The 14,013-nt window shown below is 53.0% G+C and carries 11 protein-coding genes and 1 pseudogene; 5 read left to right on the top strand and 7 right to left on the bottom strand.

Annotated features, from left to right (window positions below; translation table 11 throughout):
* Window positions 1-163 precede the first annotated feature (163 nt).
* The 5 genes from HALLA_RS21780 to HALLA_RS17025 all read right to left on the bottom strand — a co-directional run bounded on the left by HALLA_RS21780 (window position 164) and on the right by HALLA_RS17025 (window position 5,141).
* Window positions 164-481 (bottom strand): universal stress protein, encoded by a 318-nt coding sequence (locus tag HALLA_RS21780; protein WP_169732160.1) that lies wholly within the window; start codon window positions 479-481, stop codon window positions 164-166.
* Window positions 482-683: 202 nt separating this feature from the next.
* A complete protein-coding gene (locus tag HALLA_RS17040; RefSeq protein WP_049954704.1) occupies window positions 684-1,841 on the bottom strand; it encodes an ABC transporter ATP-binding protein in 1,158 nt (385 codons plus the stop codon).
* Window positions 1,842-1,895: 54 nt separating this feature from the next.
* On the bottom strand, window positions 1,896-2,804 hold the full coding sequence (locus tag HALLA_RS17035) for a carbohydrate ABC transporter permease (protein ID WP_049954703.1): 909 nt from the start codon (window positions 2,802-2,804) through the stop codon (window positions 1,896-1,898).
* Between the two features lie 2 nt (window positions 2,805-2,806).
* On the bottom strand, window positions 2,807-3,751 hold the full coding sequence (locus HALLA_RS17030) for a carbohydrate ABC transporter permease (RefSeq protein ID WP_084569094.1): 945 nt from the start codon (window positions 3,749-3,751) through the stop codon (window positions 2,807-2,809).
* Between the two features lie 22 nt (window positions 3,752-3,773).
* Window positions 3,774-5,141: an extracellular solute-binding protein gene (locus HALLA_RS17025; protein WP_049954702.1), complete on the bottom strand. Its 1,368-nt coding sequence runs from the start codon at window positions 5,139-5,141 to the stop codon at window positions 3,774-3,776.
* Window positions 5,142-5,536: 395 nt separating this feature from the next.
* On the opposite strand from HALLA_RS17025, the gene HALLA_RS17020 reads away from it, so the two are divergent.
* Window positions 5,537-6,334 carry an HpcH/HpaI aldolase family protein gene (locus tag HALLA_RS17020; protein WP_049954701.1) on the top strand — a complete coding sequence of 266 codons (798 nt, stop codon included), beginning with the start codon at window positions 5,537-5,539 and terminating at the stop codon, window positions 6,332-6,334.
* Window positions 6,335-6,370: 36 nt separating this feature from the next.
* Here HALLA_RS17020 and HALLA_RS17015 read toward each other — a convergent pair whose 3' ends face one another.
* On the bottom strand, window positions 6,371-7,438 hold the full coding sequence (locus tag HALLA_RS17015) for a Gfo/Idh/MocA family oxidoreductase (protein ID WP_049954700.1): 1,068 nt from the start codon (window positions 7,436-7,438) through the stop codon (window positions 6,371-6,373).
* A 940-nt stretch (window positions 7,439-8,378) separates the two neighbouring features.
* Between HALLA_RS17015 and HALLA_RS20200 the strand changes: the two are divergent.
* From HALLA_RS20200 to HALLA_RS21675, 4 genes and pseudogenes are all read left to right on the top strand, one after another.
* Window positions 8,379-8,672: pseudogene (locus HALLA_RS20200) on the top strand (PEP/pyruvate-binding domain-containing protein); the annotation flags it as partial.
* Between the two features lie 848 nt (window positions 8,673-9,520).
* Window positions 9,521-10,297, top strand: coding sequence for an IclR family transcriptional regulator (locus HALLA_RS17005; RefSeq protein WP_049954698.1), 777 nt, complete (start codon window positions 9,521-9,523; stop codon window positions 10,295-10,297).
* Between the two features lie 908 nt (window positions 10,298-11,205).
* Window positions 11,206-11,457 carry a glycosyl hydrolase family 28 protein gene (locus tag HALLA_RS21680; RefSeq protein ID WP_339325766.1) on the top strand — a complete coding sequence of 84 codons (252 nt, stop codon included), beginning with the start codon at window positions 11,206-11,208 and terminating at the stop codon, window positions 11,455-11,457.
* On the top strand, window positions 11,366-11,878 hold the full coding sequence (locus HALLA_RS21675; protein ID WP_339325765.1) for a glycosyl hydrolase family 28 protein: 513 nt from the start codon (window positions 11,366-11,368) through the stop codon (window positions 11,876-11,878). The genes HALLA_RS21680 and HALLA_RS21675 overlap by 92 nt, the downstream gene beginning before the upstream one ends.
* An 896-nt stretch (window positions 11,879-12,774) precedes the next feature.
* Here HALLA_RS21675 and HALLA_RS16995 read toward each other — a convergent pair.
* Complete coding sequence (locus HALLA_RS16995; RefSeq protein WP_049954697.1) at window positions 12,775-13,704, bottom strand: dihydrodipicolinate synthase family protein; 930 nt, start codon at window positions 13,702-13,704, stop codon at window positions 12,775-12,777.
* Between the last annotated feature and the right edge of the window lie 309 nt (window positions 13,705-14,013).

The raw sequence follows: 14,013 nt of genomic DNA, 5'->3' as shown, positions 1-14,013 counted from the left end.
CAGCGATGATAACTAGGTTTCATCGATTTGTTCACCGTCTTTGGATATCGGTCGACCGGGTCCAGTCAGTACGGGCCTGTAACGGACAGCCGTCCGTAAACAGTCTTGGATCGCCTGTCAACAACGGTTTCGGAACGACTCGATATCGGCCACAGTTCGTTGTTCACTCTGGAACGAACGTAACGGGGCAGGTAGCGTTTAGAACGACAGTCTGGGCGGTACTGCCGAAAAGCTCCTTACCGGTCGGACTACGCGACCGCCCTTGGATGAACAGTAGATCAGCGTCAACCGCGTCGGATAGCGACACGAGTTCGGGACCGACTTTGCCTACTGCGCCTCGCGTCTCAGCGGGAACGTCTACCGCCTCGAGCGCGGTTGCGATTTCGCGTACCGATTCGCTCCGCTGAGCAACGTCGTCCGGCGATGGTTTACCATCAAAACCGGGCGACCGTTTTCTCGAACTCAGTTTCGGTATAGGCACGCCCCAGCACGATGGTTGCTTCCGTCGGAACAGCGATGTCACGGACTGTTTCAATTAGCGGTGTTCTGTCGTCGGTTTTCGTTACGGCGACGAAAATCGCATCTACAGACATCTTCTGCTCCCAGGTACGTTATTCACCCACATATGCCTTGTCTTCTAACAGCGGGCACCATCGAAGAACCCAAAAACGACCGAAGTCCAATCAGTCCGATGTCGATTCGGCGTGCTGCTTGCTCGCTTTCGTCCGCGCGACATCACCGTCGTCAATCCGGGAACCGGACTGGGCATCAAACCCGTGAACGAGGGTATCGTCTACCGTGAGCCAGATTTCCTCAGTTCGAACGGCTTCGACGGTGCTCGGCGCTTTCACGGTGAGTTCGACGTGACTGCCGTCCTCGTCACCGACAAGTACATCGACGATCTGGTCATCGCCCTGAGGCTCCGTTACCTTCACTTGACCACGAATCGCGTTATCCATTGGTTCCGTATGGACACTGAAGTATTGCGGGCGGATTCCCAGGATGAACTCATCGTGATCGCTGTATCGATCGGCGACGCCTGATTCTAGCCGGTACTCGAGTCCGTCGACGGCATCCGTGGAGCGAACCGTACCCGAGTCGTCGATCGTGACGTCGATGAAGTTCATCGACGGCGATCCGATGAAGCCGGCGACGAACCTGTTTTCGGGCTCGTGATAGACTTCGTCCGGAGAACCGATCTGTTGGATGTGTCCCTGGTCCATCACAATGAGTTTGTCGCCCAACGACATTGCCTCCTCCTGGTCGTGGGTTACGTACAGCGTCGTGATACCGAGCTCGCGCTGGAGAACCTTGATCCGACTGCGCATGCTCATTTTCAGTTTCGCGTCGAGGTTCGCGAGCGGCTCATCCATCAGGAAGACGGATGGACGACGGATAATCGCCCGACCGAGCGCGACGCGCTGTTGTTGTCCGCCGCTGAGGTTGTCGATGTCCCGATCAAGCAACTCCGGAATCTCGAGCATTTCAGCGACTTCTTGAACGCGCTCGGCGCGGACGTCACCATCGACGCCCGCGACTTTGAGCGGGTAGCCAATATTCTCTCGGACGTTCATGTGGGGATAGAGCGCGAAGTTCTGGAACACCATCGCGGCGTTACGGTTTTTCGGATGTACGTCAGTGACATCGTAGTCCCCCAGCGTAATCGTCCCGCTGGTCGGTTCGGTGAGGCCAGCGAGACAGCGTAACGTGGTTGTCTTCCCGCACCCGCTGGGCCCGAGGAGGATAGCGAACTCGCCATCCGCAACGCTGAGGTTGATATCCTCGACTGCGATTGTCTCTCCGTACCGCTTTTCGACTGAATCGTATTCGACGTTAACCATTGTTGTATTCCTCCGTGAGTCGTGTTCGTGTCCGTTTCTTTGGTGTACTGTGCGTCATTTACCTACGGCCCCCATACTGAACCCGCGAACGAGTTCCTGTCTCGCGACGAATGCGAACACGAGGACCGGAATAAGCGCGATCGTTCCGGCGACGCTGACGTTGATCCACTGGACCGAGTACTTCGTGACGAACGACGAGAGGCCAACCGGGAGCGTCATTGCCGCAACATCTTGGGTCAGGATAATCGCGAACAGGAGTTCGTTCCAGGTGATGATCGTCGTGAAGATCGCCGAGGCGAGCAATCCGGGTTTGACCAGCGGTAGGACGATCTTGAAGAACGCCCCGATGTGTGTGTGTCCGTCCAGCATCGCTGACTCGACGAGGCTGTCTGGCACCTCGTCGAAGAACCCCTTCATCATCCACACGGCAAAGGGGATATTGAACATTACGTACACACAGATCAGCCCATACAGCGTATTAACTAGTTGGAAGTTACGGAAGATGACGAACAGGGGGATGATCGTCACGATCGGCGGCATGAACCGCGTCGAGAGGATATAGAACGGCAGGTGGAAGTCCAAATTGTACGGGAAGTCGAAGGTGACGAACCCGTACGCCGCCGCCGCCCCGATGGTCGTCGCGATAATCGTCGTGATGACCGTGACGACGACGCTATTGAAGATGTACTGCATGAACTCGGGCCGTTGTGTGAACAACTGGACGAAGTTACCCACCTGAAACTCGGTCGGGAACCACGCCGGCGGGAACGCCAGTAGCGTCTGCCGGGATTTGAGCGCACCGGAGACAAGCCAGTAGACCGGGAACAGCGTCCAGACGAGAAACATTCCCAACAGGCCGTAGATAACCGCCTTGCTGATGCCTTTCTCTGCGATGCTTTCCTGTACTTTCTCGAGTCGTGACGGTTCCTTGAACGGAACGTCCGATTGTTGGTCTGTTGCCATGGTCAGAATTTGATATCGGCGATTTTGACGAAGCTCATCGCCAGTATGAGCACGACGACCAGCAGCGTTATTGCCATCGCCGACGCCTGGCCGAAGTTGTTAAACCGAAACGCCGTCCGGTACATTTCCATGCTGATCACGTTCGTCGCATTCGCCGGCCCTCCGCGGGTTAGGATGTACACCTTCGCGAACACGCGTAGTGCGTCGACAACGCGAATAATCAGCACCAAGACGATAAGCGACTTCAAATAGGGGAACACAATGTCGATGAATCGACGCCAGCGTGGTGCTCCGTCCATGATCGCAGCTTCTTGAATGTCGCCCGGAACGGATTGAAGGCCCGCGAAGATGACCAGTACGACCAGCGGCGTCCACTGCCAGACATCAGTCATGACGATGGCGTATAACGCAACGTCTGGGCTGCTGATCCAGCCGACGTTGCTCCCGATAAAGGGCGCCGCCATGAAATCGAGCAGACCATCGGGCGTGTACATGAGCCGCCAGATCAATCCGATAACCGTCGGTGAGAGGATCATCGGGATCAAGATAAGCGTCTGCCACAGTCCGCGCATCTTGATCTTTTTGTTCAACACGAGCGCGATTCCGAAACCGAGAATGAACTCGAGGCCGACTGCCAGCCCGATGAACTTGCCGGTCACTATGAGGGAGTCGATGAACGCACCGTTGTCCAGTAGATTAGCGTAGTTCTCGATGCCGACGTAAACCGTCCGTCCGCCGGGCATGTACTGCTGTGTCGACATTTGGAGTGCACGGAGAAGTGGGTAAAACGTCAGAGCAAAGAGAAGAATTACGGCTGGAAGGGTCATGAGCCACTTCAGGCGCTCGTCGATCCAGAGGAGCATCCGCTCTCGGGTCGACTTCTCCGTACCCAGTTGCTCATCGAGATCGGCCGTCGAGTGCACGTCTGTTCCTGTTTCAGTTGCCATTGTTTGATCCCGTTTGCATCATCTAGTAGTACCCTGCGTTCTCGAGGATAGATTCGACCTCGTTTCCGGTTTCGTTTACGACATCTGCAGGGCTCATATCACCGGTCAGTGCGCTGTTGAGGTATTCACCCTGCGTCACGTCGATCTCGTTCCAAAGGGGAGTTCGGGGTCGCGGTTTGGCGTTTTGCAGGCTTTCGTACAATGCCTCGAACCACGGTTGTGCATCCATGTTGTCTTCGAACGTATCGTTACGGAAGGGGACACCGCCGAGCTCCACGTAGCGGTTCTGCGCTTCCTTGGAGATAATGGATTGGATTACCGCGCCGGTGTCTTCCTTTCGTTCATCGGAGATATTGGAGTTGATCCCAAGCAGCCAGTTGCCCTGCATCGGAGCCTGTTGCTCATCACCCTCCGGGATCGGGATGAATTCTAGATTATCCGCTTCTTCGGTGTCGTCGTCAAGCAACGTCGACGCTGCGGCCGGCCACGCCATTCCCTGCGCAGCGGATCCGTCCCCGATTCGGTTCAGGACCTGATCGCTGTTGAACGAGCCGACCCCATCGGGTGAGATCGACCGCAAGTCATCGACGAAGAAACTAACTACGTCTTCTCCCTCGCTGGTATTCCACTGGTACTCCCAGTCGTCGTTGAACATGTCCCCGAGGTTTGACCATCCAATACTCATGAAGTTCGTGTTAGCCGGGTTGCCGCGCTGACCGCGGATCACGTACCCGTTTGCGTCGTCAACTTCGTCGTCGATACTCTGTCCGGCCCGTAACACGTCGTCCCACGTTTCCGGCTCTTCTTCACCGACCTCCTCGTAGTACGAGGTATTGTAGACGAACATCTGCGCGTTCCCCACGACGACTTGCCCGCGAATCGTTTCATCCATTCCTTCGGCGGACGGAACCGCCGGGGCCCCAGGTGTCGGCCACGTCGTGATGTCGACCGTCGTGTCGATGAGCTGGTCCTCCGGGAGTCCGTCCGGGAGCCATTGCTCGAGCGGATCCAGGTAGGTCGCGAACTGGGGAAACCAGGTATCGTCCATCAGAATCGCATCGTACCCCGTTCCACCAGTCGTCAGAACACTGCTTACTCGCTCGTAGAGGTTCGCGTACGGGAAAATCGTGACGTCGATCGAGAGGTCTGTCTCTTCTTCGACGTAGTCGTTAATCAGTTCCTGTACGAGTTCCCCCTCTCCCGAGACGGCGATGATGTTGACGTCTGCACCGCTGCCGTTACTCCCACCGAGACAGCCAGCTAACCCGGTCGCAGTCGCACCGGCAACCCCGGTGAGGAATCGACGACGCGAGCTTCGATCGGTGACTTGCGTCCTCAGGCTCTGCTCAGTACTGTCGCTTCTTTTGTGCGCCCTGCCATTAGTTGGCATATGTCCAATGTGTATCGTCCCTCAATATAAATCATGCGGTTAATGATGTCGCTTGTATATTTTCATCTCTAGAGAACAGTAACTACGAACGCGGCTCGAAATTGACGATATTGCTCGATCCCACATGGTGTTCGAAAACATCAGTGCGGTATACACGACTATCTATGGTATGCTACCATACGACTGTCGCCGGCCACACGCAGGCCCGTATACACCCGCATTTTGGCTCAATTTCCGGTCTCCACGTTATCAGCAGAACCGGTTCGATACGGGGTTAAGTATTTATGCCTAATACACAAAATCAGGATTACGCTGGATACGCATACGGTCTCGGGTCGCGTCAATGGTGAGAGAACCATTGGCTGCGCCGGAGAGCGATACGCTATGATCGAACCATGACAAAACTTAAACACAAATTCCAAACCGAACCAAATCTCGTCGGTGCGTGGCTCTCAATCGGACATCCTACCGTCGCCGAAGTAACAGCAACACACGGTTTCGATTTCGTTCTCATTGACACCGAACATACAACGGTGAATCTGGAAACGGTCGAAAATATGTCTCGTGGCGTCGATGCAGCCGAAGGTGCAACAAAAACGATCGTTCGAGTACCGTCGGACGACCCCGTTAGGATCAAGCGTGTTCTGGATATCGGAATTGCCGGAATAATGGTCCCACGGATCGAAACGGCCGATGAAGCTCGAGACATCGTTCAGGCGGTTACCTACCCGCCTGATGGTATTCGCGGTGTCGCGTCGGGCCGTGCCTCCACATACGGTGATGATTTTGAACAATACTTTAAAAACGCTAATGACTCGATTACCACGGTCGTCCAAATTGAGACGCAGACAGGCCTCGATAACGCTCGAGAGATCGCTGCAGTCGACGGTATCGACGCTGTTTTCGTTGGGCCGGCCGATCTCTCCGCGAACCTCGGAATTTTCGGAGAGTGGGACAACGACCGTTTCGACGCTGCGATTGAACGCGTTGTCCGTGCCGGGGCTGCCGCCGACATCCCGGTCGGAACGCTCGTCGTTGATCCGACCGATATCGAAACCCGCGTTAAGCAGGATTTCGATTTCTTGATTGTCGGGAAAGATACGAGTCACCTGTCGGCTGCCAATGAGCGAATTCGAGAACGCTACGAAAAAACGATATCACAGCATACGGCGACTTCGATGACCGAGGATTGATATCCACTATTTTGCCGTATTTCTGCTCTAAGATCGTTACTCCTGAGATTTCGTGAAAAGCGAGGCAATCAACTCGATATCATCTCGCGCATCAGTGAACGGCGTTTGTATCTCTCCTTCACCGCGAACGCATGCCATAAATTGCTCTAACTCCCGTTTGAAACTTTCCTCGCGAGTGGGACTGAATCGAGAATCGATCGTTTCTGTCCTTCCCTTCCGGATGGAGAGGGTTGCTGAGTTGTACTTGACGAACGGGTGATCGAACTCGAGCTGGAGCATCTGTTCTGGCGTGTCGATGCGCAGGAACTGCTCGTGCCAGTGCCGTTCGGAATCACCCGTCTGGAGTACGCATCGTTCGCCGCCTTCGAACGTGAGGTGGGCAGTGCCGAAATACCCGTCCCGGACGAAGTCGACGTGGTCGATCGAGACGATATCGCCAAATAACCCGCGAAGCGCATTGATATCGTGACAGACGTGCTCGAGTTGAAAATCGTACGCTGCGGCGAGTTCATCGTCGGTAGTATTGACGGCCTGCTTCGATTGTTCGCGCCGACGTTCGTTACTCCGTTCGATGAAGTCTGCGCCAAGTTCCGGTTCGACAAGATCGTAGATATCCGGGAGTGATTTCGAGAAATCAGCATCGACAGCGTAGGCCGTGACACTGTCTACATGATCGATGTCGGTGAGTTCGTCGACCAATCGCTCATACGCTAGTTCGAATCGGCGATTGTACGCGACCATTGCCGTCACATCGCTTTGTTCTGCGGCCTCGACCAGCCTGTAGGCGTCAGCCGGCGTGACAGCTAGCGGCTTTTCGACGAGGGTGTCTAATTCAGCTGCAAGCGCCATTTCGACGATGTCAGCGTGGGTTTGCATCGGCGTAGTAACGATGACTCCGTCGAGGTCGTCCGCACGTTCTTCAATCAGTTGGCTCGGGTCAGTGTACCGTTGCTCCGGTGGGACGTTGTATCGGTTTCCGAGCGACTTAATGACGTTCTCAGCGGGATCGCACATTGCAGCAAGCGTTGCATCCGGAATTTCGACGACATTCGGGATATGCATAATCTGTGCGATAGTTCCACAGCCGATGATACCTAACTTCATGGCATCCGATTTGAAGAGAGACTACTAAAAACTTCCTCCAACGTGCCGCTTCGTGGCCATTGCGGCGAGAATCCGTCGCTCGTAGGTGTTCGTTCGTTCCCCACGTGTTTGCAACAGTCAAACAACTGCACACTGTGGAATGTCGACGACTTGCCTGAGATAAGGTGACGCGGAATTCCGCCTTACCGTCTCTTGTAGCCAAATGAAGACGTCGGATGACCCTTGAACTCCATCAGTGCAATGAGCGTACCGATCACTAGTGGCAAGCCTATCGACAAGTACGAATGGACGTTCACATTTTGGAGCGTCTCAAAGGTTCACTAACTCTGACCGAGAACTATCGTTCCGTTCTACGGTCTCGATGGATCACTGCGCCCGGATTCTCATGGAACCGGACGGACGTGGCATTCACGCGGGTCGTCCCCGATCAGGTACCAAAACACATTGTCTCATCTGGCTGCTTCATCACGTTTCGTTCGAGCCGTCCGATTCGTGGATCGCCTGGGTCAAGCGACTGATTACAGATGTGTTTGCAAGGTTCGAACAGTAGCTTCGCAGAATCGTCCCTATGATTGTTTCTCGTACTAGCTCGTAACCCGCCTTCTACTGGTGTGTAACACGCTGAGACAAATCCATCACCGAATCGTCCCATCGGGTTCAATTTGTTGGCAGTTTCAGTCTAGCCGGCTAATACGCTTACGAGCCTCCTCCACCGCTTCCGGTGGTCTGATCTTCGTCTGCCAAAACGATCCAGATTCGCGGCATATCTTTTACACCCATACAACCGTATATCTTCTCGGCGTCGTCCCAGCTACCCGAGAATCTCGTTTGAACGTCGCAAACAAATCTCGGCGGTTTGTGTAGATCGATCGAACTTCCGTTTGAAGCGGTGTACACAGAAGTCGAAATCCGTAATACAGAAGTGGAGTACTCTGTATAGATGGCTATACTCCGGCTAGACGAGATCAACGCCGACGACCTCGAGACGGTCGGCGGCAAAGGTGCTTCTCTCGGTGACCTCACGGGGGCGGGCTTGCCGGACCCACCGGGATTCGTCGTCACGGCAGGTACCTACAGATCGTTTATCGAAAACGCCGACATCGACGACGAACTCTTCGACGGCGTCGATGTCGACACCGACGACTCGAGCGCTTCTCGAGCGGCTGACGAAAGCCCAACGCGTTCGTACTGGCGGGATTTTCCGAACACCTCGAGAGAACGGTTCTCGAGGTCGACATCGCCCCAGGTCACGCCGTTGCGGGCGTCGTCGCGCGGATCCCGGAACAGTTCAGCGCCACGAACGCCGGCGTCAGCGAGCAGGACCACGATTGCCCGATCGTGATAGGCGATCTTGCGAGAGACATCGATCGTACCCTCGTGGGCGAGATCCACGATAATTTTATCAAATTAAACTCGCCAACGGTTAGTGAATCAATGATTCGCAACCTCAGTAGAGGTCTTTGTATTCTAAAATAGACTTTGCATCTGTCTCGTACCGGTATTAATAATATATCTATCAATATGGATGGTGGGCAGTCTCGTATATTATACAAAATATAATACTTGCAGATGACTTTCGATGTCACAGTCTTCAGACGACGAGGAACCGATCCAATCGCTACGACCCTGTATCATATAACTAAGAAATGCAATTCTTCCGAAATCGCGTTTGTCATTAATATCTGCGGCTATCTGCCCATTTCTATAGGTTAGGTGAATACACAACCTAACTTCGTTGATCGAATCCTAACTAAAATATGATTTCAGAACTCAGGGTACGAGGTGCTCGCTTACATAGATTATGGGTGTAGACGAACAAGCATCAGAGATAATCTTGTATAATACTCCCATTTTTATAACACATATTCAGCAAACATATCATACATAAGTAAATATTGACTAACTGTTAAACTAGATAGAGTCGCTAAATAGATAGTGCTATAGATGCTAGAGTTTAATGGATATTGACTATCTATAAGATACCAATCATGGTGGCTGTTGACTTCGAAAGATGTATAAAAGAATCACTGTTGATGAAAACGTGATGTGCCGCTATTGATGAATTGACACTCTATAATATCAATGACTAAGAAAGAAGATACCCAAAAAAATCGAATCCAAGCTGTCGAAAACGCATTTGAGATCGTCGAAGAAGTGCAAGCAGCTAATGGTTGTACTGTTAGGCACATCATGGAGATGTTGGATATACCCAGAAGTACAGCATATGTATACATGAAGACGCTCGAGGATGTTGGGTTTCTGAGTAAATCGGGTGATGAATACTATATTGGTGTTAGATTTTTAAAATATGGCGGGTGTGCAAGACATACTTCCAACATTTACCAAGTGTCAAGAGTTGAAGTAGACAAACTCGCAGAGAAAGCACAATCAGTTGCGACGATCGGTTGCGAGGATGATGGCCAACGGGTACTTCTTTACCGCACTGAATCTGGGGATGCCGTCTCCGATAATCCACCAACTGGAGAGTATACGAAGATGCACTGGACTGCAGTCGGGAAGGCTCTACTATCCCAGAAATCAAACGCGGAGATCAAGGAAATAGCGCAGCGCTACGGCCTTCCGAAGGCTACCGATCAGACGCATTCAGATATTGACAGTCTTCTCAAAGACATTAAGGAAATCCGTTCTCGAGGATACGCTATTGAAAACGAAGAACGATCAGTAGGCGTGAAATCTATCGCTATGCCGATTGACATTAAAGATGATCTGTTTGAAAATGTCGCTATCTCCGTTGCAGGCCCTACGTCAAGATTCACCGAGGATAGAATTGAGAATGAACTTTCTACTCTACTCCAGGAAACTATTAATATTATCGAACTTAAAATGCAGCATTACTAATAATAGAACGAACACCGACGCAGAACGTGTTATTGGCGAGTCGACGTGACTAATTTAGGATAACTATATAGAAACGAGAGTCGACCATAATTGGTATCCGCGTAATTCTGACCGATTGAGCCTATACCAATGAATTCATTGGGGATCTTGGACAATCCCATAGGTGAGATTGGTGAGAGCAGTACCGCTATGGACCACAGTGTTCGTCGAAGTCCTAACGAGGGACATTATCTACCTCGAGTATAACCCGAACCATACTAATGAGGTCCCATCGAAAGACGTAGATCGTAACGCGTGTCCACGAGCTATATTCCTCTACTTTGTGAAATTCGGGCGATAAGTGATAATGTAACGTACGTCGATGTGAGAGATACCGGCGCAGTCGATGACGGTAAAACGGACGATACAGATACACTCCAAACGGTGCTCGATCGCTGTGCGGAAACGGGTGGCACAGTTCTTATTACTCCTGAAGAGTACCTGACCGCGCCTCTGACTGTTGGCAGTGAGACGTCCATCGAAATACGTGCTGGTGTAACGATCAAGTTCGTTCATGACTACGAGGCGTTTACGACGTACGAGGGTCGATAGGGAGGCTAGAAACAGGTCGGGTTTCACCTCTGCCTTCTCGTTCATGATGTCACGAACGTCGAGATTATCGGCCGTGGAACCATTTACGGTCAGGGTGGCTACTGGTGGAACCTCTATGATCTATCCGACGAACGACCCGACAGTCTGGTTGAACGAATCGCTGAGTTCCACGAGCGAAACAACAAGTCCGACCACGTGAGCGGGTTAACCCTTCGTCCGCCGCTCTTTCAGATATACGGGTCGGAGAACGTCTCTGTCTCGAGAATTACCCTGAAAAACTCGCCGTTCTGGAACACCCACGTCGTCGACTCGGCAACGTGACGATTCACAATGTAAACGTGGAGAATCCTCGCCGCGCACCGAACGGCGATGGGATCGACATCAACTCCGCACAGCACGTCCGCATCAGCGACACGTACGTCCATGCTGGCAACGACGCCATCTGCATCAAATCCGGGAAGAACGCCGAGGGACACGATGTCGGTCGACTCACGTCCGCGATCACGGTTACGAAGTACCGTCACGTCCGGTCACGACGGCGTCGCAATCGGGAGCGAAATGTCCGGTGACATTCGAGATGTGACCGTTTCGAACTGTACTTTCACGGATACTGACCGTGGAATCCTTATTAAAACAGCGCGAGATCGCGGCGGTGCCGTAGAGGAACTGCGGTTCGACAGCATCGTCATTCGCCGCACTCCGTCTCCGTTTACAATCAATGGCTACTACTTGGATATCGATAGCGAATCGAGTCCTATCGGCGAGGGAACGCCGGTGATCCAAAATGTCCACTTCTCCAATATCAGCGCTCGAAACGTCGAGAGTGCTGGATTCCTCGCCGGTCTCCCTGAACAGCGATTCGAGGGGATTACTTTCTCGAATATCGATATCGACGCTACGCGCCCAATCGACCCGAACACTCACCCGCCTGCCATGGCCGATAACTACGAGCAGCGACATGGACTTGTCTGCAAGTCCATCGAGACGTGACGCTTCGGGACATTACGATTCGAACGGCGAAAGCGCCTGCATTCGCGTTCGTAGACACTGGAACCGTAACGATCAACGGGCTTCGAACGTCGTCGGACCAGGCGACGCCGATTACCGAAACCGAGGCGGTTGACGAGATTCTAGTTCGCGGTTGCGACGAACCCGACGAATCGGGGCCGTTATCCGTGTCCTTGGCGATGACCCCGGACGAATCGATTTCATGGGAAATCACGGTAATCTTGATAACAGAGTTCGGTCGACATCGAAGAAAGTATACAACTGTAAGGCGAAATACACATGTATTCTCTACCACGTTAGTAGAGAAAGAGCGCTCGCACTTGCTTTGCGTGTAGATGTCTCCTTGGGAAGTCTACTTCCCCTCCGAATTCTCGACTGTAGCAAATATGTATGTTGACGGTCGTATCTGAAAAATCGTCGCGGTCAGCTCCTCAATATCCAGAGGATGCTGGACTGCTGAGCTGATCCGGGATTCAGTGATTTGCGGTAGAACTGCATAAGTTAACAAACACGATGTCCGGTGTGGCCGGAATAATGTTAGAAAAGCGTAAAACTCCGATACAGCCCGTTTACTCGGTTGTAGTGGGAAATAACGATTTCCGCTATTACGAATGTATTACCGTAAACAGGCGGCTTTCCATACACACCTATTTTCGGTAATACCGGACGCCATGGATTCGGTAAGTCTCTTGAATTGATCCTCTCCACTTACATAACCCACTTATCTGTCCGATGAACGCTGTGTGTCCAATACGTATAGAAGTTGACGATGCGCCTCACTTCCGAGCCGATTCCTCGTCGGTAGAGGCTTACGAGAGCTGTTACTCAAGGGAAGTACCCATAGAGAGTAAGAAGAAACGAGAAAGGCAGTGGCGATTTCAGACCAAGCGATCTAAATCGGTCTGGAGTTGGTCGTAGAGTCCCTCGGCTTGTTGTTTCTCTTGATTTGTGAGTTCAATTATCGGTTCGCGGACGCTCCCACCGTTGTATCCCGCGAGTTCGAGGCCGTACTTCACTGCGGGAACACTGATTGCGCCCGATAACGTATTGTCAGCGCCCGTCCGGCTCCGGAACTGCTGGTATGGAACCGCAGCACTCTGAAGCGCGCGGGCCCGTTCCCACTCTCCCGCTCGAAGCGCCGATAACAGGGCGAGACCGAGTCGAGGTTCGAAATTCGTCACACCTGCGGTGAATCCCTCAGCACCCTGCGCCCAGAACGGGACCGCGTACGGCTCCGCGAGGCCGTCAACCCAGACGACATCATCGCTGCCGGCGACGACCGCCTCACCGAGTTTGACCGGATCCTCGAGGGCAAACTTAACACCCGCGACACCATCGATTTCGGTCATTGACGCCAAAAATTCCACCGATGGGTCGAAGCCTCGAACGTAGGGAACGATACCTGTGTCTGTCGCAGCTGCGAGCGAGCGATAGTACTCAAGCAGCCCTTGCTCGTGAAGGTAGGTGTGGTCCGGCGGCATGACCATCATTGCGTCGACGCCCAGTTCGTCGTAAGCGGTGATGAGTTCCGTCGCGTTCATTGTGCTCCCACCGACACCGGCCAGCACGCATCTATCATCCGGAAGCGCTGTGACGCTCGTCTCGGTTACGTTGATGCGTTCTTGCTGGGACAGCGAGTGGTATTCGCTGATGTTCGCGCACGCGAGAAACGTGTTTATACCCGCACTCGAGAGTTCCTTTGCGTTTGTGGCGAGCTTCTCGTGTTCGATTCTGCCGTTGTCGTCAAACGGCGTCAGTAAACCGACTGCGACGCTTCGCAGACCGTGCTGTAGCTTGGCGTGGGCCATGTCACTAAATCAGCCAGATATTAAATAAAGCTATCGCCAGTCGATCCAGTGCAACACCGGGTTTAGCTTCGGTGTTGGGAGAAGCGTACCGTCGATTAGTCATCTCTATGGGTATCAAAAAAGAGGCAACCCTGAAGCCACTGTAGCCAACTATCTCCCATACGGACCTATCCGGGAACGATACTTCATGCGTTCCCTGGCGAACGGAATCGCTACGCAGATTCGATACACGCCCATCTCCAACCGCGAGCCACGTTCCTCTTCGCAGCTGTCCTCTCTCCAGAGAACTCTTTCGCCCATGAGGACCGA

This window comes from Halostagnicola larsenii XH-48 (assembly GCF_000517625.1).
In the GTDB taxonomy this organism is placed as follows: Archaea; Halobacteriota; Halobacteria; order Halobacteriales; family Natrialbaceae; genus Halostagnicola; species Halostagnicola larsenii.
This window is presented reverse-complemented; position numbering and strand designations above follow the sequence as displayed.

Coding starts and splice junctions, on each gene's coding strand:
- HALLA_RS17025 (WP_049954702.1), bottom strand. CDS start 5,141: ATGCCAACTAATGGCAGGGCGCACAAAAGAAGCGACAGTACTGAGCAG.
- HALLA_RS21675 (WP_339325765.1), top strand. CDS start 11,366: ATGTCGGTCGACTCACGTCCGCGATCACGGTTACGAAGTACCGTCACG.
- HALLA_RS17005 (WP_049954698.1), top strand. CDS start 9,521: ATGACTAAGAAAGAAGATACCCAAAAAAATCGAATCCAAGCTGTCGAA.
- HALLA_RS17040 (WP_049954704.1), bottom strand. CDS start 1,841: ATGGTTAACGTCGAATACGATTCAGTCGAAAAGCGGTACGGAGAGACA.
- HALLA_RS16995 (WP_049954697.1), bottom strand. CDS start 13,704: ATGGCCCACGCCAAGCTACAGCACGGTCTGCGAAGCGTCGCAGTCGGT.
- HALLA_RS17035 (WP_049954703.1), bottom strand. CDS start 2,804: ATGGCAACAGACCAACAATCGGACGTTCCGTTCAAGGAACCGTCACGA.
- HALLA_RS17020 (WP_049954701.1), top strand. CDS start 5,537: ATGACAAAACTTAAACACAAATTCCAAACCGAACCAAATCTCGTCGGT.
- HALLA_RS17030 (WP_084569094.1), bottom strand. CDS start 3,751: ATGGCAACTGAAACAGGAACAGACGTGCACTCGACGGCCGATCTCGAT.
- HALLA_RS17015 (WP_049954700.1), bottom strand. CDS start 7,438: ATGAAGTTAGGTATCATCGGCTGTGGAACTATCGCACAGATTATGCAT.